Raw genomic sequence first — 22,208 nt, forward strand, 5'->3', positions numbered from 1 at the left:
AGGAAGGCAGGCCAACACCGATGATTCAGGTTATTCGTCTCACCTCATTAATGGGCTTTGAACAACTGGTCAAACAGCTCGGAGGAAACCCTAAGGCACTGCTGGCACGCTTCAATTTGCCTAGCCTCAAACCAGATTTGGCGGACCACACCTTTGTTCGCTTTGAGCAGTTGTCGAACCTATTTGAGTACAGTGCTGCGACCCTGAATACGCCGGACTTTGGCCTGCGCCTCAGTGAATATCAAGGGCTTGAGATTCTCGGTAACATCGCCGTGGTGGCTCGAAATTCAGAAACGGTCGATGAAGCAATCAAAAACATCAGCCGTTACTCCAACATCTACTGCCCTAGCATGAGGATCAGCCGCAGCCACACGCTGGCCAATGCCACCACCTTCATCGGAATTGAGTTTGAGAACACCAAGGTGGCAGGCATTCGTCAAACCTACGAACTCTCCATCGCCAACTGCTTTAAGATATTCAAGCTGCTTACCGACCACAAAACTCAGCCGCTTCAAGTGCAATTTATGCACTCAAAGGTAGATGACGCAGTGGACTATCAAGGCTACTTTGGCTGCCCAGTGTTGTTTAATCAGCCCAGGTGCGGCGCCCTGCTAGACAGTCAAAGCTACCGTGGTCAGGTTATCAATGCCGACCACCGAGCGTTTCGCCTGGCCACCGAACACCTTGAACAGCACCCTCTTGGGCAGTTTGGTCAGATCAGTGGTCAAACGTCAGAGCTGATTCGTTACCTGCTGCCCACCGCCAGTTGCAGCATCAATTCAGTAGCTCGAGAGCTTGGCCTCAACAAGCGCACCCTACAGAGAAAGCTCAGCCAAGAGGGCAGCCGTTTTGATGTTTTGCTTGCCACAGAAAGACGCACGGTCGCTGAACGCTACCTTCGCCAACCTCACATGAGCCTCGAGCACATCGCCAGCCTTCTCGGTTACGCCGAGCAGGCGATATTTACCCGCGCGTGCAAACGTTGGTTCAACCAAACTCCGAGCCAATACCGGCAGCAATTGCGACTAAAGACGCAGTGGCAAGGGTCATCAACCGTCACCAATCAAAACCGTTAGTCACAAAAAAGGGCCGCAGAGGTTACCCTCTGCGGCCCTATGAAACTTGGGTTCGCTTAGTCTACGGCGATCATCACGTTGCTGGCTTTGATGATGGCATAGGCATCACCACCAACGGTCAGACCCAGCTGCTCGCAAGACTTTTTGGTCACAACGGAGGTGATCTCTACACCAGGAGCCAGCTCGATAACCACTTCGTTATTTACCGAACCTTCTTCGATCGCTTTGATCTTACCAACCAGGTTATTACGGGCACTAATTTTCATATTTTTCTCCTGAATCAGATACGTACTCTCATCCTACTCCAAGGCTCTGAGTAAGGTTCATCAAAATAGGTCAAATGAGACTCAATTCACAACTTAACCAGTTAAAATTGCATTTAAGCACAATTTATCAAGTGGTTAGCCTGCCTGCATCGCCAGAATTTCAACGATGTTCAGGGGCTCTGGGTAGCGAGCAAAATCGACCTCTTTAGACTGCATCGCCCAGATCGACATCCGATCCGCCAACTCATTGCCCTCAACCCCAACGTGCCCATTAACGTGCAGCACCTGCAGTTTATCTTTGAGTTGCTGGTGCAGTTCAAACGCCTGCTGAATCAGCTCAAGGTTTTTGATCTCGCCACCACTTTTGGTCCAGCCTTTCTTCTGCCAGCCAATGGCCCATTGAGTAACGCACTGAATCGAATATTTGGAGTCACAAAAGATAGCAGCGCTGCGCCCGTTAGCTAGCTCCGCTTTGGCGATCAATAACGCTTGAATGAGCGCATTGAGTTCGGCGGTGTTGTTGGTGCCCATGGGATTGTAGAGACCAAACCACAACTCCGACAATTGGCCATCACGGTAGATCGCCACCCCAGAACCCGCTTCTCCGGGGTTGGGTTCACAACCACCGTCAGTAAAGATCTTGGTCTGTGCCTGCAAAGCATCCACTTCGGCAGCGCTGTAGGTTTTTACCCCGTTATTGCTACGCTTAGGTGATGGCTTGGCTGCGGCAGTCACCGATTTGCCACCGAAGGCCGCATCGGCCTCAGCCTGAGTTTTGAACGACTTATAGCGCGCTCCAGCAAAGCCATCCACCTGAGCCTTACACTCATTCCAGCTGGTGTAGATGCCCGGTTTACGGCCAGCCCACACCACATAAAATTTTGACGCCATCTTGGCCCTCCAAGGGGGCTCACATCAGTGAGCTACATAATGAGGGCAGTCTAACGGGCGGTCACCTTGTGGGTCAAAGCCAACCCCAAAAGAAACGCTCGCAATGGCATCAAGCAGTCATACTGATGCTTCAGTTTAAAAACAGATCAACCGCTGGAGCGACTGATGGAATCAAAGAAAAAGCAAGAACTGATCATGCTGACGGTCATGATGACCATTGGCCTGCTCTACTTTCTTATCTTCTAAAAAGCATTAAAAAAGCCAGCTCAAATGAGCTGGCTTTAGGCGTGGAAAGAGGGTCGGTTAGAGGATACGCATCTGTTCCAATTTGGCGCTGCGCTGCGCCTCCGCTTCCTGCTTGGCCATCAACTTCTTGCGACGGTCACAAGGCTCTGGACAGTCACAGGCTTTTTCGATACCAATACCACCTAAGCCGCCACAACTGCCGGAGATGGTTTTACGCTTGATGATGTAACCCACGGCCATCAAAGCGGTCACGCCCATCAGGATAGCGAAGGTGATAATGAAGGTACTCATACACAGTCTCTCTCATTGAAATGATCGCCGCCGCAGCGGCAACCGGTTATCAATCGCCGAAGTCATCCAAGTGGATGTTCTCGTCCTCAACCCCAAGCTCTTTCAGCATGTTGATCACTGAAGAGTTCATGATCGGTGGACCACACATGTAGAACTCACACTCCTCAGGCGCTTTGTGGTTCTTCAGGTAGTTTTCCAAAATCACGTGGTGAATGAAGCCGGTGTAGCCTTCCCAGTTATCTTCAGGCAATGGCTCAGACAGGGCCACATTCCACTCAAAGTTCTCATTGGCCTCGGCCAGTGCATCAAACTCATCTTGGTAGAAGATCTCACGCTTAGAACGGGCACCGTACCAGAAGCTCATCTTACGCTTGGTCTGGCGGGTCTTCAGCTGGTCGAAGATGTGGGAACGCATTGGCGCCATACCCGCACCACCGCCGATGAAGATCATCTCGTTGTCGGTGTCTTGTACGAAGAACTCACCGAACGGTCCAGAGATGGTCACCTTATCACCCGCTTTTAGGTTGAAGATGTACGAGGACATCTGACCCGGTGGCAACTCAGGAGACGGTGGCGTCGCGATACGCACGTTCAGCATGATGTAACCTTTCTCAGCTGGGTAGCTGGCCATGGAGTACGCACGCAGTACGTCTTCATTCACCACAGACTCCAACTTAAACAGGCCATACTTCTCCCAGTCGTCACGGTATTCAGCAGGAATATCAAAATCTGAGTACTTAACGTGGTGCGCTGGTGCTTCAATTTGGATGTAACCACCCGCCTTGAATGGCACCTCTTCGCCTTCTGGGATCTTCAGCAGCAGCTCTTTAATGAACGTGGCCTTGTTGTCGTTAGAGACAACCTCACACTCCCACTTCTTAACGCCGAAGATCTCCTCTTCCAGCTCAAGCTCCATGTCTTCTTTCACTGCTACCTGACACGCCAGACGGCAGCCATCGGCGGCCTCCTTCTTGGTGATGTGATCGCGCTCGGTTGGCAGAATTTCACCACCACCGGACTTCACTTTCACCCGACACTGACCGCAGGTACCACCGCCACCACAGGCGGAGGGAATGAAGATGTCGTTGCCCGCCAGAGCACCCAGCAGCTTATCGCCAGCAGGGGTTTCGATGCTCTTTTCCGGATCGTCGTTGATGCCGATCTTAACGGCACCAGAGTTCACTAACTTGCTTTTAGCGAACAGAATTACCACCACCAACAGGTTCACCACAATGGTGAACATGCCGATGCCGATTGCCATTTCCATGAATTCTACCTCTCTTACAGGGATACGCCGGAGAACGACATAAAGCCGAGCGCCATCAGGCCAGTGGTAATAAAGGTGATACCAATGCCCTGTAATCCTTCAGGAATATTGTGAAACTTCATCCGCTCACGCAGACCAGCCAACAGCACGATGGCCATCGCCCAGCCAAAACCGGAACCCACAGCGAAGGTGATTGACTCCGCCATGTTGTAGTTGCGGTTGGCCATGAAGATAACGCCAGCAAAGATGGCGCAGTTCACGGTCAGCAGTGGCAGGAAGATACCCAGAGTCTGGTACAACGTTGGGAAGAACTTATCCAACACCATCTCCAGAATCTGCACCAGAGCGGCAATCACGCCGATGAAGGTGATCAGTTTCAGGTAGCTCAGGTCCAGCTCAGGCAAACCTGCCCACGCCATGGCACCTGGTGCCAGGAAGTAGGTGTAGATCAGCTGGTTTACCGGTACCGCCAAGGTCATCACCACGATAACCGCGATTCCCAGACCAAAGGAGGTCGAGACCTTCTTGGACACCGCCAGAAAGGTACACATGCCCATGAAGAAGCTCAGGGCCATGTTGTCGATGAAGACCGCCTGCACAAACAGGCTAATGTAATGTTCCATTAGTGATTAACCTCGCTTGCGTTGCCAGATGTTGATGCCCCAGATCATCAGACCGATCAGGAAGAAGGCACTTGGAGCCAACTTAAACATCTCGTTAGTCAGGAACCAACCGCCGTTCTCCAGCAGTGGCAGCACTTCATGACCGAACAGGGTGCCGGAGCCCATCAGCTCACGAACAAAGCCCACGCCCAGCAGAATCACGCCGTAGCCCAAGCTGTTACCCAGCGCATCCACCACCGCCATGTGTGGCTTGCTCTTCATGGCATAGGCTTCTGCCCGGCCCATGATGATGCAGTTGGTGATGATAAGCCCCAGGAACACCGACAGCTGCTTCGACAGCTCGTAGGCCACGTCCTGCAGCACCATCTCAACGATGATCACCAAAGAGGCGATGACGGTCATCTGAGCGATGATGCGCACACTGTTAGGGATAAAGTTACGGATCAGTGAGATAAACAGGTTGGAGAACACCAACACAAAGGTCACTGACAGGGTCATTACCAACGCGGTTTGCATGGAGTTGCTCACCGCCAGCGCGGAACATACCCCAAGCATCTGCATGGCAACTGGGTTATTACCGAAGATAGGCGTGGTTAATACCTTCTTCGCTTCTGCGACTTGGCTCATGCGCCCACCTCCGTTTTCAGTTGCTCAAGAACCTTGTTAAAGCCCTCTTGACCAAACCAGAACTGTACCGATTTCTGAATGCCACGACCGGTCTTGGTTGCGCCACTGACGGCATCCACACCGTGAACGTCACCCTCTTTGGCACCGCCTTTCACCACTTTGAACGCCACCTTACCCTTGGCATCAAACAGTTGCTTGTCATGCCACTGGGCTGCCCAACTTGGGTCGGTTACAAAGTCGGCGATTCCCGGAGTTTCACCGTGCTCATAGAACACCACGTTTTCGATGGTGTTGAGATCCGGCTGAATGGCAATGTAGCCATAAACAATGGACCACAGGCCCTTACCGTAGATTGGCAATACCACACTGGCCAACTTGCCATCATCACCATAAACCTTGTAGATGCGAGCCACATTGGCGCGGCGCTTAATCTTAGCCAGGTCTTTCTTAGGCTTGATGGAGGTATCTTTGTTGATGGCCGCCATCTTTGGATCGAAATCCATCGGCTCGCCATCAACCGCTTTACCGGTATTCAGGTCCACCAGTTGCGGCTTAACGTTGTCGTCAAAGAAATCCACGAAGTCGTCGGTTGGCTGGTTGGCAGCCACCAGAACATATCGCTTAATCTCATTGCGTTTTTTGGCGATCTTGCGCTCTTTCAAAATCTCGGCGGTGCCGGTGATCAGAAACGAGCAGAACAAGCTCAGTGCCAAAGCAAACACCATGGTGCCCAGCACACTGTCTTTATTGAATTTAATCATGAGCGGGCGAGCCTCCGCTTGATGTTGGCACGCATCACCAGATGGTCGAACAGCGGTGCCCACAGGTTGGCAAACAGAATCGCCAGCATGATGCCTTCAGGCATCTTGGCGTTCACCACGCGAATCATCACGGTCATGGCGCCGATCATCAGGCCAAATGCCCACTTGCCCTTGCGGGTGTAAGCGGTGGTTACCGGATCGGTTGCCATGAACATCATGCCGATGGCAAAGCCGCCGGTTACCAGGTGCCAGGTCCACGGCATGGCAAACATGGCGTTGGTTTCTGAGCCAATGACATTAAACAACATCGACGTGGCCACCATGCCAAAGAACACCGCAGTCACGATGCGCCAATCAACCAGACGGGTCAGAATCAGGTAAGCACCGCCAATGAGGATCGCCAGAGTGGAGGTTTCACCAATTGCGCCAGGAGTGAAGCCTAAGAAGGCATCCCACCATGCGCCATCACTAAAGGCCGCCAACGCGCCCGCGTCCCAGCTCAACTTGCCCGCGGCGGTTTGCGCCAACGTGGTCGCGCCAGTGAAGCCATCCACAGCCACTAAGGTCGCCGCAGACTCAAACTCACCTGGGTAGGCGAAGTAGATGAAAGCCAGTGCCGCCAGAGCTGGGTTTAAGAAGTTGTAACCTAGGCCACCGAAGATCTCTTTGGCCATCACCACACCGAAGCTGATCGCCACAGCAACCATCCACAGTGGGATGGAAACCGGCAGAATCAGCGCCAGCAACAGCGAGGTCACCATAAAGCCCTCTTGAAGCTCACTGCCACGCACTCGGGCAAAGACCACTTCCCAAGCCAAGTTGGTCAGCATCGCTACCAGATAGATTGGCAGGAAGAAACTGGCACCGTAAGCCATCAGTGACAACAGGCCGCTGTCCGCAGTCAAACCACCAACCAGCGCGTTGAATGGCATCAACTGCCAAACGTCTGGAGTGCTCAAACCGGAGATCACAGCCAGTTGCGCCTGATAACCGACGTTGTAAAGGCCAAACAGGGTGGCTGGCATCAGCGCCAGCATCACCAACATCATGGTGCGCTGTACGTCGATGGCATCACGCACATGTACCTTACCTGAGGTACTGCGGCCGAAACGGATAAACAGCGAGCGGATGTAATCACGCAAGCTGTTGCCAGGCTCGTAATAGGCGTCCTGGCGCTTGTTGGATTGCTTGCTCATTAGCCTTCCTTCTCGATGATGTCCAAACAGGCACGTAGCTCTTTACCGAAGTCGAACTTGCCTGGGCACACAAAGGTACACAGGGACAGATCTTCTTCATCCAGCTCCAGTGCGCCCAGCAATTGGGCTTCGTCGGTATCGCGTACCACCAGATCTCGCAGCAACAAGGTTGGCAAGATGTCCAGCGGCATCACGCGATCCAACTGACCAAAGGTCAAGGTTGCGCGGGAGGAACCACGAGAGTGGGTCGACATGTTGAAGGTACGCTTTGGCAAAAATGCGGTGATCATCGAACGCGTAATGGAGAAGCGGTTACTGCCCGCAGCCATCCACGGCATCACTTCGTCGCAATTGTCCTCTTTTAGGGCGCTTACCTGCAGGTGGAAACGGCCTAAGAAAGCGTGTGGGCCGGTGGCGTTGTGGCCATGAAGTACTGAGCCGGAAACCACGCGGTGGTTACCGTCAATCAGCTCGCCATCAACCAGAGAGTTCAATTCAGCGCCCCACTGGGTACGAACCAGACGCGGGTTCTTCACACTTGGTCCAGCCAAGGCAACGATGCGATCGGTGAAGATCTCACCGGTGGTGAACAGCTTGCCAAACGCAATCACGTGCTGATAGTTCAGGTGCCACACCTGACGCTCAAGACTAACCGGCATGGTGAAGTGGATGTGAGTGCCCACCAGACCTGCCGGATGCACACCGGTAAAGCGGCGAACTTGCACGTCAGACAAGTTAGCGCCCGGCAGCGCTTCGCCATCGTCCTGACACAGGAATACTTTGCCCTCGGTCAGCTTACTCAGCACCTTAAGACCTGCTTCGAATGCTTCGGCCTGTTCACCGATGATCAAACGAGGATCCGCTGCCAGTGGGCTTGTGTCCATGGCCGTCACGAAAATCGCAGCTGGGGTTGTATCCAACTGAGGCACACGCGAAAACGGGCGCGTGCGCAGGGCGGTCCAAAGGCCACTGTCTACCAGCTGTTTCTGAACCTGTTCGCGGCTCAGCGCATCCAGATCATCAGCGATAGGGAAGGTAATCTGTTCGTCACCGTCGACATCGATCACCACCGACTGCAGAACCCGGCGGGCACCACGGTTGATGGCACTGACGATGCCTGCGGCCGGTGCGGTGTATACCGCCCCAGGAGTTTTTTTATCGGTAAAGAGCGGTTGCCCTTTCTTCACCCTATCGCCTTCCTCGACCAGCATCGACGGCTTCAGGCCAACGAACTCTTCACCGAGTATCGCCACCTGAGTCGGCTGGACTCGAGGTTCACTGGCTGCCGGCAAGGCTTGTTTGGGTGCGCCGCTGATGGGCACATCCAAGCCAGTAGTGATGTTAACCACTGCGTTCAAATCAAGATTCATAAGAAACGCCACTAAAAGATTTTATGAACGCAGAAGGATAAATCTTAGGCGCATTTTATGCGCCGACGAACATCACACTTTGCTATCTTGATAGTGTGATTTTTTCGAAAAGTTACGTAATTAAATTACATAATGAGATTTCCCACTAATATTAAGCCAACCCCATTTACAGCGTCGATTTCAACTAGGATCGCGGCCTGTGGCACAAAGGTCAGTCGAATGATGATTACCCACTCAAATTATGTAGTTGATTTACAAAAGTAAGGAAAAGCAAAGAACGCTGTGTTTTCAAATTCGAACCATTGTCAGATCCCCACAGAACTATTTGACGCTTATGAAATTCTCAGGTTAGATAAACCAACACAACATTAACATTTAGAAAACATTTAGCCATGAAACATGCTGTATTGCTTTGAACAATTTGAACTGGATACCGAACGACACAGTTTGAGATGTGATCAAGATCTACTCCAATGTGATGAGCGCTCCATTCGGTTACTCATACTACTCGCGGAGTCGGCGCCTGAGCCGGTTTCCCAGCAACAGCTACTGGATCAGCTTTGGCCAGATACCGTAGTTAGTAATTGGTCTGTATCGCGGTTAATTTCAGACACTCGTAAACTGCTTGCCAAACAAGGGGTTGAATTTCAAGTAATTCAAACAGTACATGGCCGCGGTTATCGTCTAGCCAGCGAAGCCCAAGAAAGACTAAGAAAATACCAATCTGGTAAAACGACGCCTACGTCTTCTTCGCAGGACTCAGAAACTAAACTTCCTCAATCAGGCCTAATGTTCACCATGCTACTAGCCACAAGCATGGTTGCCCTTCTATTCCTAGCAATTTGGCAACTCAATGAGTCCATTGCGCCCGAAGAGCTGCCGAATCCATTGGCCCGAATACTTTGGGTTGATGATCATCCTGAAAACAACCTAAACGAAACCAAATTCTTAAACAGCCAACAAGTTGCCATATTCACCGTTACCTCAACAGAAGAGGCGCTGCAGCTGCTCACCATTTATCGTTACGACGTAGTTATTTCAGACATGGGGCGAAATGGAGATTGGCTCGCAGGACTCAAATTGGTCAAGGCTTTGAGAGAAAAGGGCGACAGGACTCCCTTTCTTATCTACACATTCAAACCATCAGAGGCTCAGATAAAGATGGTTCATGAACAGGGAGCACAGGGCGTGACAGGCGACCCCTTTAGCCTATATCAAATGCTTGCAGAGCATATCCCGCTGCCAAAACAGATTGAATTATAACGAAAGAGTCACAGTTTAACCTATTGATTTAAATGAATTTCAATTTCTTTCAAATCTATTCAAAGGCAAATCAAAGCAATACAGGATAGAACTAGTCCTAGTGATGCGAATTGGTGGTGAAGGATCACCCTGACTATCCGTACTCGCTTTGAGCCGTTAGATTTGTACCTGTCTGACGGCTTTCTTTTGCCCGCCTTTCACTAATCACAGCACCTTACTCCTATTTTTGTTACCCTGCTGGCAGGACAACATTAGGAACTCACTATGAACCTACTAAAATGGGCGCCACTGCTTAGCGCGTTTATCCTAGCGCCGACTCAAGCCGCCGACCAAATTCTGACCCTTGAAGACGGCCGCCAAATTCTTCTTAAAGATGATTTCACTTGGCAGTACATGCCAAAAGAAGAAACTAAAGCGCTAACCAATGAGACGATGAAACCGGAGGTTAACACTCCCGCTCTCCAGGCTCAGCCAATTCCAACTCAAACCGCAAAACTCGCCAACTCAACCGTAGGCGTTGCCTTTAGCATCAACCAGCAACAGCCAATCATGCAGATAAGCCAAGCGGGTTTTCATGTTGTATTGGAGAGTGCCCATTACGAAGACGGGGAATTGGTCATTCCTACCACCATTCACAACAACGGCATTGAACCAGTGGTGGAGATCTACATTACCTTGAGCCTTTATGATGCCAATGGCCAACTTCTCGCTCAAGATGAATACCCAGTGTGGCAGGCCATTAAGCGTATGGCGAGCACCTATCTACGTCCTGGTAACCAAGAGAAGGGCACCGACATTCGCATTGAACTTCCCAAGCACAGCGAGTTCCGAGTTACCGGCCAAATTAGCGATACCGATACTCGCGGCTAACCCACCACGTTAATGACAAAAGCACAACGCGGAAAAAATTGAGCCTGATCACGCCCCAAAAGGTCAGGCTGATTTCGCTAATGCCACCAAAAGAAATACACACAAACAACCAAGATAACCCAACTTGACAGCATATAACACTGAGGTTAATTGCAATTTGTTATTCACCAATAACATTTTCGAATGCACACCTCGGACAACTATCAGCGCAATTGCCAACCACAGCCTTTAGGAGTACAACATCCGAAAGGAGTCACCCCCCCCTATTATTTTCATAAAAAACAGAATTAATCCCTACTAAATCAATTGCACTATAACAGGTAACATCGTGTCTAAAGCTAAACACCTTCTCAGTAACATAGGTGTACAAGTGGTCATCGCTATGATCATCGGTACCCTAGTCGGCATCGCCATGGGCGAGTCAGCGGCCATGTTTGCTCCACTTGGTAGCATCTTTATCCATCTAATTAAGATGCTGGTTATTCCACTGGTGGCGGTTGCCATCATCAGCGGTGCTGCCGGTCTAGGTAACAGCCACGCGGCAGGTAAAGTTGGCCTTACCACCCTAGCTTTCTTCGGCATCACCTCCGCCTTGGCGGTCGCTTTAGCTTTGTTCCTAGGTGAGACCTTTAAGCCAGGGATGGGTATCGACTTTGGTAGCGTCAACGCCATGTTTGATGGTGATTTAGCGGCAAAAGGGGAATTACCGACCTTCTGGGCCACCATGATTGGCATGATCCCAACCAACGTATTTACCTCACTGTATGATGGCAACATCCTGCAAATCTTGGTGTTCTGCCTGTTCTTCGGTATTGGCCTGTCCAAAGTGGATTCAGAGCGCTCCAAGCCGCTTATCGACGGCATCAACACCATCGTTGACGCCTTCATTTGGATGATCAACGTGGTAATGAAGATCGCGCCTATTGGCGTATTTGGCTTGATGGCCGAAGCCGTGGGCACCTTTGGTTTTGCCGCACTCAGCACAGTGATGAACCTAGTGATCGTCTACATTGCCGCCATCGCCATCTTCGGCTTCATCGCTTACCCATTGATGATTAAAGCCTTTACCAAGATTCCTGTGGGCAAATTCCTGTCCGCTATGAAGCGTCCTCAGGCCGTAGCGCTGTCTACCGCTTCCTCGATGGCAACTCTGCCTGTCACCATGGATACCTGCGAAAAAGAGCTTGGTATTCGCAGCTCGACTTCCAGCTTCGTATTGCCATTGGGCGCCACCATTAACATGAGTGGTAATGCCATCTACTATGGTCTAGTTGCGGTGTTTTTTGCCCAAGCCTTCGGGGTGGACCTGAGCATGGGGGCCTACGTTGCCATCATTCTGACCTCTACTCTGGGTGCCGTTGGCCAAGCTGGCGTTCCGGGGCCATCCTTCTTGGTGGTTGCAGTACTGCTAGCAGCAGGCATTCCGATTGAAGGTCTACCTTTACTGTTCGCCCTTGACCGTATCTTTGACATGATTCGTACCGCCCTGAACATCACTGGCGACGCCGTCGGAGCTGCCATTGTCGATGCCATGGTTGGTGAAGAGCCATCAGAACAAGCTCAAGCGCAGCCAGTGGCCAGCAACCGCTGATCACTCGATTATCTATAATACAGGCCGCTTAATGCGGCCTGTTTGTTTTTCAGACTAAGCGTTGATAAAGTAGCAAATTCAAACAAGCGTTTAACTGGAAAACACTATGAGCATGGAAGCATTTAAGCGGGACTTCCCCATCCACACTGCCATCAATGTCGCTTGGGGTGAAATGGATGCCCTACAGCACGTCAATAACGTGGTCTACTTTCGCTACTTTGAAACCGCCCGCATCGATTTCTTCAATCAGATTGGCCTGATGAAAACTCTGAAAACCCAAGGGATTGGTCCAATTTTAGCGGAGACCAAATGTCGCTATAAGCGGCCAGTCGTCTTCCCAGATACCCTTTGGGTTGGCACCAAAATTGGTGAACTAGGCCAGGATCGCTTCACCATGGAATATCACATCTACAGTGAAAGCCAGCAGAGTATCACTACCATTGGCAGCGCCGATGTGGTGGTTTTCGACTTCAAGAACAACTGCAAAAGCCAGATTCCAGCTGAGATTCGCAGCGCCCTACTCCAATATCAATAGGCCGAGCGACTCTGCCGCCACATACCAATCCTTAGAAGCGGGCATTCGACCCGCTTTTTCTTACGAGCAGCTTCCAATATCTACCTGATAGATCACGTCCTTTGACTAAACTTTAGCCGTAATCAATCCAACTAAAGGAATAATGGATGAAATTGGCTCGCTCCCTATTTGCCCTATGCTGCATCAGCCCAATGACTCTGGCCGATCCCATTTTTGATGATGGTAACAACCTGCTTACCGTTGGAGGGTGGCTGGGAATCTCTCTCATCAACAGTGAAAGTGATACCTTTCTCGCCGACGCTTCATCACGGATGAACTTTCACTTTCATCGCAATATGGGAGAGGGTTGGAAAGTCGAAGCCAAAGCCGAGTGGGGCTTTAACACCATAGATCACACCACCTCATTGGCGTTTCGGGGTGACAGTTTGCAGTCACAACGTGAAGGGGACTTTTTCTTCAATCGCCAAGGCTGGGTTGGAGTATCACACCAAGGATATGGCCGTCTTACTGCCGGCAAGCAGTGGTCAATCTATTATGACGTCACTGAGATCACCGACTACTTCGTCACCACTGGTGGTTTGGCCAGCGGCGTCTATAACTTCGGCACCGACGGTGGCATCTCCGGTACGGGGCGTGCCGACAGCGCCATCATCTATCGAAAGTCTTGGGGGGCGTTCACCTTGGGCCTTCAGTACCAAGCGAACGTCGACAACCTAATTGAAGTGGTGCCCCAAGAGTGCATCGACAACCCCGAACAACCATTCTGCCAAGACAACAACTTCAACATCAATTATGACGATACCTACGGCATCGCGGCTCTCTATCATTGGCAGCAGTGGCAATTTGGCATCGCATTCAACACCGGTGAATACACACCCGAAGACAGCCGTATCTCCGCCGACAACGACGACGCCCTCGCCTTCAGTGCCAAATACGGCACTCTCTATGATAAGGGGCTCCATCTCGCGGCAGTGTACGCCCACACCCAACGTCACGAAATTGATGACATGGGCCGTATCTTTGATGGCGACGGCTATGAATTGATGCTGACCTACACCCTAGAAAACCAGTTGACCTTGGTATCAGGCCTGAATTGGCTTGAGTCCAACAACAGCGAATACAACAACGCCAACGGCGAATTCCGCCGGCGCTTCTACGTACTGGGCTTGCACTACCTCTGGAACAACATGGCGCTGGTTTACCTTGAAGCCAAGTTGGATGACAGCAGCATCGGCTTTGATAACCTCGATGAGGAAAACGCCTATGGGGTGGGAATGAGGGTCTACTTTTAATACCGAAAATCTCACTTTAGAGCCACTGACGCTTCACTTTTTGGCCTTACCTGAGAGCCGATTAATTTCAACGGAATGAGCGCGCCAGTAGTGCAATTGGTAAAAGCCATTTAGGCTCGGGGTTATCCTTTTATAACCTTGATTCCTATTACGTTGTACGCCAACATCAAACACGCCGCTCCAGAAGCGGCGTTTCTCCTCACCCACAGGGAACCACCATGAAGATCGTCATTGCTCCCGACTCATTTAAAGAATGCCTGACCGCCTTAGAGGTGGCCCAACAGATTGAGCTGGGATTCACAACCGTGTTCCCTCAAGCAGAATTCATCAAAGTTCCCGTTGCCGACGGTGGAGAAGGAACCGTACAGGCACTGCTTGATGCCACTGGGGGCGATGCCATTAAGGTATCCGTTCACGGCCCCCTAGGGATCCCGGTAACGGCCAGCTACGGACTGATTGAGCAAGACGGCCAACCAACCGCAGTGATCGAGATGGCAGCGGCCTCAGGCCTTGATCTGGTGCCACTAGAGAAACGCAACCCGCTCATAACCAGCAGCTATGGTACCGGCGAGCTGATCAACGATGCCCTAAATAGAGGCGTGCGCCGGTTTATTCTCGGCTTAGGTGGCAGTGCCACCAACGATGGCGGCGCCGGAATGGCTCAGGCACTGGGCTTTGGTTTTTATGATGCCAAAGGCCTCCCGTTAGCTCCCGGCGGTGAGGTCCTTAGCGCCCTCTGCCACGTCGATACCACCAACGTGCATCCCGCGCTGTCTCAAGCAAGCTTTCAGGTGGCTTGTGACGTGGATAATCCTCTGTGCGGCCCTCAAGGTGCCTCGACCATTTTTGGCCCACAAAAAGGGGCATCGGCGGCAATGGTAACCACCCTTGAGCTGGCTCTGCAGCATTATGGTGACGTTGTTACTCAGCACGGGTTTGGTGATGAGCGCCAGACCCCAGGCGCGGGAGCGGCCGGAGGCATGGGGTTTGGAGCGCTGACGTTGCTAAATGCCAGCTTAAAACCTGGGATCGACATTGTTATCGACACAGTCAAACTGGAGGAGAAACTCAAAGGAGCCAGCTTGGTGATCACCGGTGAGGGGCGGCTGGACAGTCAAACCCTAAGAGGCAAAACGCCGATGGGGGTAGCAAAATGTGCTGCTAAGCATCAGATACCGCTCATCGGCATCGCCGGCAGCGTTAGCTCGGATGCCAACGTACTGTTGGAGCACGGTTTCAGCGCACTGTTCTCCATCACCCCAGGTGCCAGTGACCTACGCCCGCTGCTAAACAATGCCGCGGATAATCTTAAAGCCACATCGGTTAACATCGCCGCCGCATTGCGCATCTCGTTGTAGATCGAAAGGCGGCGTTCCAGATCTAGAGCGGCGCCTTAGCTCACTCATTAAAACTTAGTAACACTCTTGCCCTGACACCCTCGAATCTCAATCAGCCCCGCCATCAGCCCATCTGCGGTTATGAAGCCTAAAATTGAAATAGGAAAAAGGCTTTCATTTAACAATTAACGTTTTATTTACAATGAGTTTTCTGGAAGGATGAGCAATCGGTACCGATTGGAAAATCGCGGTTTTCAACATAAAAACACACCAGCATCTAGGGCATCCGCATCAACGGCGGCGGCGAATCACTTGCCTTAAGTGACACGACAAAGCTTGCACTGCATAAGGTCGGTACCGACTAACAATAACAATCGTCCAAGGAAGAACCACATGAGAACAGTACCAATCAAACTCATCGCCTTAAGCATCGCTTTTGCTTTGGGGGGCTGCAGTCCATCCACCCCAGAATCTGGGCAATCTGTAGCGCCAACTCAAGCCGCTGTGGCCGAAGTAAAAAAAAGCCAAAATGATTCCCGTCTGTATCGAAGCGTTCAATTAGATAACGGCATTCAAGTGGTTCTGGTTTCCGACCCAGAAACCGAAAAGTCCGCCGCCGCCCTGAGCGTAGGCGTTGGCTCCTTCAATGAGCCCAAAGCATTTGGAGGCTTAGCCCACTACCTAGAACACATGCTGTTTATGGGCACCAAAAGTTTCCCTGAAGTAGGCGAGTATTCCGATTTCATTAGCCGCAATGGCGGCTCACAGAACGCCTACACCGCCAACGATCACACCAACTACATGGTGGCCGTGAACAATAACGCCTACGACGAAGCGCTGGCTCGCTTCTCAGGCTTTTTCCATGAAGCCATTTTGGATCCCACCTACTCAGACAAAGAGCGTAATGCGGTGCACTCAGAGTGGACCATGAAGGGACCAAACGATTATGTGATCATGGGAGAACTTGAAGGACTGACACTCAACCCTGCCCACCCTAATGCCAATTTTAGTTGGGGTAACCTGGAATCACTGGCTGATCATGGTGAGCTAAAACTTCAAGACCAGCTGGAGAAGTTCTATCACGATTACTACTCAGCCAACTTGATGAAAGCGGCGATGATCAGCAGTTTGCCGCTGGATGATATGGAATCGTTGGCCAAAAAACACTTTGGAAAGATTCCAAACAAAGAGGTCACAAAGCCTGAAGTCACCGTCGCTGCGGCCCGCCAGCAAGACAAAAACAAGCTGGTGCGTTATAAGCCGCAAACCGAACTCAAGCAGCTGCAGGTTCAGTTCACCATCGACAACAACCACAACCAGTTTGCTGTTAAGCCTAATCAGTACATCAGCTACTTACTCGGCAGCGAGATGCCTGGCACCCTCTCTTCCACCCTGCGAGATCTGGGGCTGGCTGAAAACCTATACGCCTTTGCCGACGCCGATGCCTATGGCACTCAAGGAAGCTTCTCCATCTATGTGGATCTAACCGAGAAAGGCTTAGCTCAACGGGAACTGATCACCGGCGCCATCTTCCAATACATCGACCTGATAAAGAAAGATGGCGTAGACCCACGCTTCTACAAAGAGATAAGCCAGAGCTTAGCCAATGAGTTTCGCTTCTTAGAAAAGGTCAATGACTACCAATACGCCATGGGAATTGCTGCTGAACTGCAGTATTTCGAGCCCCAATACGTATTGAGCAATGCCTACGAATACCAACAGTTTGATGCCAATGCCATCCATCAGGTCTTGGATCAGCTGTCACTGGAAAATGCCAACGTCTGGTACGTCGATCAAGGCCAGCAAGTCGATACCGACATGACCTATTTTGCCGGTCAATACAAAGTGGAGCCCATCGGCAGCGAGCGCAATCAATCTTGGTTGGCTGCCGATGATGCCATCACCCTGTCGCTGCCAGCCATCAACAACTTGATGCCGGAGCAGTTTGATCTTGTTGCCGCCACACACTCCACCCCAGAGAAGCTGGTCGATAACGAGGAGGTGGAGATCTACCTGACCCACTCAACCCGGTTCCAGCAACCAAAAGGGATGATCTCCCTGCAGCTGAATACCGGTTTCGACAAGCTGTCGCCTCAGCACCAAGCGATGGCGGCGTTAACCAACATGGGCTGGCAACAGTCATTAATGACCTTATCCAATGCCGCCAGCGAAGCGGGTATGAACCTGAGTGCCGAAGTTGACGCCGGAGTGAGCGTCAGTGTCAGCGGTTTTACCGACAAACAACCTGAGCTGCTCACCTCTCTGCTTACTCAATTGATGGAGTATCGGGTTACTCCTGAGGAGCTCGCGAACCTGAAGGCAAGCTACGTTGCGGATATTCGGAGCATGGAACAGCAGATGGTTCTCAACCAACTGTTCCCCGCATTCAGTCAGTTAATCTACCAAGACAGCGCGTCCAATAACGCCTTATTGAACAGCGTCGATGCCATCACCGTGGCGTCGTTAACCCAGTTCCAGCAACAGCTTTTGGCTCAAGGTAAGCCTCGGGTCTTCGCCTTTGGCAACTACGGGCCTAAGCCACTGACCGAGCTGGTTTCCAAGGCTCGAAGCATCTTGCCAACCGAGCGCCATCAAGACCCGTTCTACTTCAGCCCCATGGTCGCCATGGACGCGAAAGCCCCCATCAACTGGTCTCAGCAGATCAAAATGCACGACTCAGCACTGCTGGACACGCAGTTGGCACCTCTGGATGTGAATGAGTACGCGGCGTCTCTGGTTCTGAAAAAGCTGGTCAGCCCGGCGATTTTCACTCAACTGCGCAGTGAAGAGCAGCTCGGCTACGCCGTAGGCTTCTTTAACCAAGCCATGCGCGAACACCTGTTGTTGGGGATCTACATTCAGTCCCCCGTCAAAGGCCCAAGAGAGCTGATGGCGCGCTTTAATGATTTTCGGATGAACTTCAATAAAGCCCTATCAGAAACCTCAGCGGAAGAGTTTACTCAGGTGCGTGATACGGTGTTGGTGGATCTGACTCAGCCACCGAAAAACCTGCGTGAAGAAGCCTCGGATATGGTTGCAGATTGGAATCAGCGCAAGCTCAGCTTCGACAGCAAAACCAAGTTGGTTAATGCAGTCAATGCGGTCACGCTCAAAGACGTTCAAGCGCTTTACAGCAAGTACCTTCAGGGTAGCGACATGAATCGCGTTGTTGTTCAGATGCGAGGGGATGCCTTTAAGGAAACCTCATTTGCCGAGTTTGACAACCAAACCCGCGTCGCCGACCTAGATAGCTTCCAGCGCCTGTCTCTGTAAGCGCTCATCGAAACCACAAAACCCAGCCAATCGGCTGGGTTTTGTCATTCGTCACGCAATAACCTTAGAAGTTGTAGCGTAAATTGACACTCAAATGGCGACCGGGCTGGGTCAGATCCTCTTCACTGGTTCCGAAGGAATCTAATAGGAATTTAGATTGGCCAGCCACATCCGCATATTCGACGTACTCCTTATCAAACAGGTTGTACACCCCGGCACGCAGCATCAAATTATCGGTCAACTCCTTGCCGTAAGTCAGATCAACCACCGCATACCCCGGCGTGTTGTAGACGCTGTTCATAAACTTAAAGGGATCGCTTGGGTCTTCAATGATGTCCAGATCGGTGGTGCGGTCCATCTTAGCCGCAAAGCGAGTAACCAGATTAAAATCGCCCACTTCACTCGTAAGCATCATGCCCACAGCCCCTTTCATTGGACTGATGGTATTGAGGTAGTCGCCATCGCCGTCTTCACCATAGGTGTAGGCCAGATTTCCCCACACCTTCAGATCATCGGTTAGCCAATGACTGGCCTGAATTTCGGCCCCGTACATGGTGACTTCATCCACATTGACGTATTCATACACCAATTCACCAATGCCCATGCCGCAGCCCGCCGCACTGCCGCGACACTCCACATAACGCCAATCGATGTAGTCTTTGGCCTGAATGTAGAACAGAGTCAGCTCGTAATCGGTATCTTGATGATTACCGCGAACGCCAATCTCATAGGTATGGCTGGATTCAGACTCAAGATCGTAGTTGGCTTGAACCAATACGTCGGTGGTTGGCCCTGCTGGCACATAGAGCTCGCCCCATTTCTGATCTGGAGTCGGCATCTTATAGCCGTACGCGTATTGAGCATACACATTCACTTTATCGGTCAGAGCATAAACCGCCCCCAACTTGGGTGATAAAAAGTCTTCGCTCATGCTGTCAAAATCAGACAACTCAAAATCATCACGGTCGCCAATGGCGTTCTGGGCCTGCTCGGCATCCGGATCGTTTTTGAAATAGTCGTAACGCAAGCCAGCAACTAGGTTTAGCTTGCCGTCCATCAAGCTGATGTCATCTTGAACAAAGAAGCCCAGGCGCAAGCTTTCGGTATCAGGAAAGGCAAAAGGATGGCTGGTCTGCCACTGCATCTCACAAGTCTTACCGGCGCCGAACCCGTCACACACTTCCACGCTGTTACGATACTCACGAGGTCGGCTCATCTCAGACTGTTCGATATCAAAGCCGTAGGTCAGGTTATGGGCGTAACGCTCATTGCCAATGTGTTTACCAAAGGTTGAGGTAAACCCGTAACGCTGCTCTTCAAAGTCATAATCACGGGTCTCAAACAGATCGGCTCGGCTCCCTTGGTCATTGGCATTGCGGTACTCTCGCCACTCATTTTGATCGGTCAAACCGTAGTAGACCACCACATCCATGTTGTCGTGGGCAAAGGTGGTTTTATCAGAGCGAATGCGAATGGAGCCATTAAACACTTGGGTCTGGCGGTCATAATCGATCCATTCGTTGTCTTGCGGATCGCTGTCCTCATCAAACTGATAACGATCCAATTGCTGATTCAGAAAATCCAGCGTCAGCTGCACATTGGTATGCTGGTTATAACGATACTTGGATTTAAACAGAATGCTGTCAGTGACCAAATCCGAATCGGGAAGCGTCTCATCATAGCTTTGCTGCTCTTCGCCGTCTCGACGCTGATACGCGATCAGGTTTTCAAAATCACCATAAGCTGCAGCGGCGGTAAAGCCAGCGAAAAATTCGTTGTTTACCCCTGCAAAGCCGGTGTTGACCGACGCATAGTGATCCTCACCTTGAAGGTAATCTGACGCATCTTTGGTTTGCATCACCACCACGCCACCCAGAGCATCAGAGCCATAGATGGTGGAGGCTGCCGCTTTAACCACTTCGACCTGCTTCAACCCCTCAACTTCGGTCAGGCCTCGGCCGGTACCTTCCGCGCCAGGGCCCAGTGGTGAAGCGTACTGGTTGTTCACCCGCACGCCGTCTTTCACCATCATGACCCGATTACCACCGATGCCACGAATGGTGACGGAAGTGGATTTGCCAGCCCCACCTTTAACATCCACCGCAGCCTCATTGCGGAACAGAGAGGCAAAGTCAGAGCTCATATTACGAGCGATCTCTTCCTCATCCATGACCACAACGGAGCCTGCCACGGTTTGCAGATTTTGCTCCAATCGTGAACCCGAGATCACGATCACTTCAGTGCTGTCACCGCTCGCTGCCATCGCTGGCAATGCCAATGCACTGCTCACCGCCAAACTCAGTAAGCTCAACCGATTGTTTTTCATTACGCTTCGCCTAAATGGTGTTGAAAACCACCTTCCATTGAGAATGATTCTCACTAAAGGACCAATTAGGGCGAGATTAAAACACAGCAATCGGACAATAAAGGTGCGCAAGATCGAGTTTTTAGCCACATTAACTTTACTAACAACACCTTTTAACAACGCCTATTAAAAGCAGAAAACAGGCCGCAAAAAATATGAACGAAAAAGATTCAAAATCGTGGTTTTTATCAACACATAAATAGAAAAAAGGCGGGATTAACCCGCCTTTAAATGAAACTGAGTTGTGACGTTAGCCAAATTGTTGAGGCTGAGCGAGCTCAATTTGAGCCCACTGCTGCTGATAGAGCTGAGTCGATTGCTGCTTCAACTTAGCAATACGAGCGGTTTCAAATTCGCTCAGCTGTCGTTGTTGTTGCTCTGCCAAACGTTCAATCTGTTGAATATCGGTATAGATTTTGTGCTCAGGGCCACTTTTGATGGCAGCAATGTCACTAAGATGGATTTGCACCTCGGCAACCAACTGGGTTTCCGGCAAAGTCACTAAGACGTTGAGATCCCGATAACCATTGGCCTTGGGGTTTTGAAAACGATTTTTAACTTGTTGAATCTGTCCCTGCTGCTGCAGAGTTTGATACGCCCGAACCACGCCCTCTACGTCATTCGCAATAATGGTGGTTCTGGCCAGATCCGTTAGTGCAGTAACGTCTCCGTTGAATTTGGATGCCACTTTGGCCTTAGCTCGTTCACGGCTTTTGATATTCGGTACGCTGGCTTCGGTGCCTGAAAGAAACGCCACTTTGTGAGTCAGCATCGCCAACTCCTGCTGAGCCTGTTCGGCTTGTGCGTATAGATTTTCGAAGTCGCTGATCGGTTGTTGTACCTGGCTGCTGTCATGGCTAATGGCCATCAACTCGGGCAACCCTTTGGCGGCTCGATTCTGTCGTTCTAGTTTTGGTAGGTCGCCGGAGGCGGCGGTCAAGGATAACGGGGAGGCTGCTTGAACGGGGGATTGACCCACCATCAGCAACATTAGAGCGGTTTTTAAGAACTTACCCATGTAGTCTCCTCATGCAGAAAAGGCCAATGTGGCCCTACAACATCTGTCGG

Annotated in this window: 19 protein-coding genes; 8 read left to right on the forward strand and 11 right to left on the reverse strand. The window is 51.2% G+C overall.

The features are described from left to right. Nucleotides 1-20 precede the first annotated feature (20 nt). Nucleotides 21-1,076: an AraC family transcriptional regulator gene (locus FCL42_RS05220; protein ID WP_136862339.1), complete on the forward strand. Its 1,056-nt coding sequence runs from the start codon at nt 21-23 to the stop codon at nt 1,074-1,076. Nucleotides 1,077-1,132: 56 nt separating this feature from the next. Here the strand turns inward: FCL42_RS05220 and FCL42_RS05225 are convergent, their stop codons facing one another. The 9 genes from FCL42_RS05225 to FCL42_RS05265 form a co-directional block, all read right to left on the reverse strand. Further along, nucleotides 1,133-1,342, reverse strand: coding sequence for a TOBE domain-containing protein (locus tag FCL42_RS05225; protein WP_136862340.1), 210 nt, complete (start codon nt 1,340-1,342; stop codon nt 1,133-1,135). Between the two features lie 135 nt (nt 1,343-1,477). Then, a complete protein-coding gene (locus FCL42_RS05230) occupies nt 1,478-2,233 on the reverse strand; it encodes a ribonuclease H1 domain-containing protein (protein WP_136862341.1) in 756 nt (251 codons plus the stop codon). A gap of 303 nt (nt 2,234-2,536) precedes the next feature. Then, complete coding sequence (gene nqrM, locus FCL42_RS05235) at nt 2,537-2,770, reverse strand: (Na+)-NQR maturation NqrM (protein ID WP_136862342.1); 234 nt, start codon at nt 2,768-2,770, stop codon at nt 2,537-2,539. Between the two features lie 49 nt (nt 2,771-2,819). Further along, entirely contained in the window at nt 2,820-4,037 is a 1,218-nt protein-coding gene (nqrF, locus tag FCL42_RS05240) for an NADH:ubiquinone reductase (Na(+)-transporting) subunit F (protein WP_136862343.1), read from the reverse strand. A gap of 14 nt (nt 4,038-4,051) precedes the next feature. Continuing rightward, the gene (gene nqrE / locus FCL42_RS05245) at nt 4,052-4,660 is read right to left on the reverse strand and encodes an NADH:ubiquinone reductase (Na(+)-transporting) subunit E (RefSeq protein WP_136862344.1); all 609 of its coding nucleotides are present in this window, start codon (nt 4,658-4,660) and stop codon (nt 4,052-4,054) included. A 6-nt stretch (nt 4,661-4,666) separates the two neighbouring features. Continuing rightward, nucleotides 4,667-5,287 (reverse strand): NADH:ubiquinone reductase (Na(+)-transporting) subunit D, encoded by a 621-nt coding sequence (locus tag FCL42_RS05250; protein ID WP_136862345.1) that lies wholly within the window; start codon nt 5,285-5,287, stop codon nt 4,667-4,669. Then, nucleotides 5,284-6,045, reverse strand: a complete 762-nt coding sequence (locus FCL42_RS05255) for a Na(+)-translocating NADH-quinone reductase subunit C (protein ID WP_136862664.1) — start codon at nt 6,043-6,045, stop codon at nt 5,284-5,286. The genes FCL42_RS05250 and FCL42_RS05255 overlap by 4 nt, the downstream gene beginning before the upstream one ends. Then, nucleotides 6,045-7,244: an NADH:ubiquinone reductase (Na(+)-transporting) subunit B gene (locus tag FCL42_RS05260; protein ID WP_136862346.1), complete on the reverse strand. Its 1,200-nt coding sequence runs from the start codon at nt 7,242-7,244 to the stop codon at nt 6,045-6,047. Before FCL42_RS05260 ends, FCL42_RS05255 begins: the two co-directional genes overlap by 1 nt. Beyond that, nucleotides 7,244-8,614, reverse strand: coding sequence for a Na(+)-translocating NADH-quinone reductase subunit A (locus FCL42_RS05265; RefSeq protein ID WP_136862347.1), 1,371 nt, complete (start codon nt 8,612-8,614; stop codon nt 7,244-7,246). The genes FCL42_RS05260 and FCL42_RS05265 overlap by 1 nt, the downstream gene beginning before the upstream one ends. Nucleotides 8,615-9,013: 399 nt before the next feature. On the opposite strand from FCL42_RS05265, the gene FCL42_RS05270 reads away from it, so the two are divergent. From FCL42_RS05270 to FCL42_RS05300, 7 genes are all read left to right on the forward strand, one after another. Further along, nucleotides 9,014-9,877, forward strand: a complete 864-nt coding sequence (locus FCL42_RS05270) for a winged helix-turn-helix domain-containing protein (protein ID WP_136862348.1) — start codon at nt 9,014-9,016, stop codon at nt 9,875-9,877. Nucleotides 9,878-10,141: 264 nt separating this feature from the next. After that, the gene (locus tag FCL42_RS05275) at nt 10,142-10,747 is read left to right on the forward strand and encodes a DUF3157 family protein (protein ID WP_136862349.1); all 606 of its coding nucleotides are present in this window, start codon (nt 10,142-10,144) and stop codon (nt 10,745-10,747) included. Nucleotides 10,748-11,075: 328 nt separating this feature from the next. After that, the gene (locus FCL42_RS05280) at nt 11,076-12,338 is read left to right on the forward strand and encodes a dicarboxylate/amino acid:cation symporter (protein WP_136862350.1); all 1,263 of its coding nucleotides are present in this window, start codon (nt 11,076-11,078) and stop codon (nt 12,336-12,338) included. A 112-nt stretch (nt 12,339-12,450) separates the two neighbouring features. Further along, nucleotides 12,451-12,873, forward strand: a complete 423-nt coding sequence (locus tag FCL42_RS05285) for an acyl-CoA thioesterase (protein ID WP_136862665.1) — start codon at nt 12,451-12,453, stop codon at nt 12,871-12,873. A gap of 146 nt (nt 12,874-13,019) precedes the next feature. Continuing rightward, nucleotides 13,020-14,165 carry a porin gene (locus tag FCL42_RS05290; protein ID WP_136862351.1) on the forward strand — a complete coding sequence of 382 codons (1,146 nt, stop codon included), beginning with the start codon at nt 13,020-13,022 and terminating at the stop codon, nt 14,163-14,165. Between the two features lie 218 nt (nt 14,166-14,383). Continuing rightward, a complete protein-coding gene (locus tag FCL42_RS05295) occupies nt 14,384-15,523 on the forward strand; it encodes a glycerate kinase (protein WP_136862352.1) in 1,140 nt (379 codons plus the stop codon). Nucleotides 15,524-15,895: 372 nt separating this feature from the next. Further along, nucleotides 15,896-18,775 (forward strand): insulinase family protein, encoded by a 2,880-nt coding sequence (locus tag FCL42_RS05300; protein ID WP_136862353.1) that lies wholly within the window; start codon nt 15,896-15,898, stop codon nt 18,773-18,775. A gap of 64 nt (nt 18,776-18,839) precedes the next feature. On the opposite strand, the gene FCL42_RS05305 is transcribed toward FCL42_RS05300, so the two are convergent. Together FCL42_RS05305 and FCL42_RS05310 are read right to left on the reverse strand one after the other, a co-directional pair. Further along, nucleotides 18,840-21,101 (reverse strand): TonB-dependent hemoglobin/transferrin/lactoferrin family receptor, encoded by a 2,262-nt coding sequence (locus FCL42_RS05305; RefSeq protein WP_136862354.1) that lies wholly within the window; start codon nt 21,099-21,101, stop codon nt 18,840-18,842. A 289-nt stretch (nt 21,102-21,390) separates the two neighbouring features. Beyond that, nucleotides 21,391-22,158 carry a nucleotidyltransferase family protein gene (locus FCL42_RS05310; RefSeq protein ID WP_136862355.1) on the reverse strand — a complete coding sequence of 256 codons (768 nt, stop codon included), beginning with the start codon at nt 22,156-22,158 and terminating at the stop codon, nt 21,391-21,393. Nucleotides 22,159-22,208 lie beyond the last annotated feature (50 nt).

The sequence above is a fragment of the Ferrimonas aestuarii genome, from assembly GCF_005116665.1.
Taxonomy (GTDB): Bacteria; Pseudomonadota; Gammaproteobacteria; order Enterobacterales; family Shewanellaceae; genus Ferrimonas; species Ferrimonas aestuarii.

What these genes read in the sequence shown, in the direction of transcription:
- FCL42_RS05220 (WP_136862339.1), top strand. Translation starts at nt 21, where the DNA reads ATGATTCAGGTTATTCGTCTCACCTCATTAATGGGCTTTGAACAACTG.
- FCL42_RS05225 (WP_136862340.1), bottom strand. Translation starts at nt 1,342, where the DNA reads ATGAAAATTAGTGCCCGTAATAACCTGGTTGGTAAGATCAAAGCGATC.
- FCL42_RS05230 (WP_136862341.1), bottom strand. Translation starts at nt 2,233, where the DNA reads ATGGCGTCAAAATTTTATGTGGTGTGGGCTGGCCGTAAACCGGGCATC.
- nqrM (WP_136862342.1), bottom strand. Translation starts at nt 2,770, where the DNA reads ATGAGTACCTTCATTATCACCTTCGCTATCCTGATGGGCGTGACCGCT.
- nqrF (WP_136862343.1), bottom strand. Translation starts at nt 4,037, where the DNA reads ATGGAAATGGCAATCGGCATCGGCATGTTCACCATTGTGGTGAACCTG.
- nqrE (WP_136862344.1), bottom strand. Translation starts at nt 4,660, where the DNA reads ATGGAACATTACATTAGCCTGTTTGTGCAGGCGGTCTTCATCGACAAC.
- FCL42_RS05250 (WP_136862345.1), bottom strand. Translation starts at nt 5,287, where the DNA reads ATGAGCCAAGTCGCAGAAGCGAAGAAGGTATTAACCACGCCTATCTTC.
- FCL42_RS05260 (WP_136862346.1), bottom strand. Translation starts at nt 7,244, where the DNA reads ATGAGCAAGCAATCCAACAAGCGCCAGGACGCCTATTACGAGCCTGGC.
- FCL42_RS05265 (WP_136862347.1), bottom strand. Translation starts at nt 8,614, where the DNA reads ATGAATCTTGATTTGAACGCAGTGGTTAACATCACTACTGGCTTGGAT.
- FCL42_RS05270 (WP_136862348.1), top strand. Translation starts at nt 9,014, where the DNA reads ATGCTGTATTGCTTTGAACAATTTGAACTGGATACCGAACGACACAGT.
- FCL42_RS05275 (WP_136862349.1), top strand. Translation starts at nt 10,142, where the DNA reads ATGAACCTACTAAAATGGGCGCCACTGCTTAGCGCGTTTATCCTAGCG.
- FCL42_RS05285 (WP_136862665.1), top strand. Translation starts at nt 12,451, where the DNA reads ATGGAAGCATTTAAGCGGGACTTCCCCATCCACACTGCCATCAATGTC.
- FCL42_RS05290 (WP_136862351.1), top strand. Translation starts at nt 13,020, where the DNA reads ATGAAATTGGCTCGCTCCCTATTTGCCCTATGCTGCATCAGCCCAATG.
- FCL42_RS05295 (WP_136862352.1), top strand. Translation starts at nt 14,384, where the DNA reads ATGAAGATCGTCATTGCTCCCGACTCATTTAAAGAATGCCTGACCGCC.
- FCL42_RS05300 (WP_136862353.1), top strand. Translation starts at nt 15,896, where the DNA reads ATGAGAACAGTACCAATCAAACTCATCGCCTTAAGCATCGCTTTTGCT.
- FCL42_RS05305 (WP_136862354.1), bottom strand. Translation starts at nt 21,101, where the DNA reads ATGAAAAACAATCGGTTGAGCTTACTGAGTTTGGCGGTGAGCAGTGCA.
- FCL42_RS05310 (WP_136862355.1), bottom strand. Translation starts at nt 22,158, where the DNA reads ATGGGTAAGTTCTTAAAAACCGCTCTAATGTTGCTGATGGTGGGTCAA.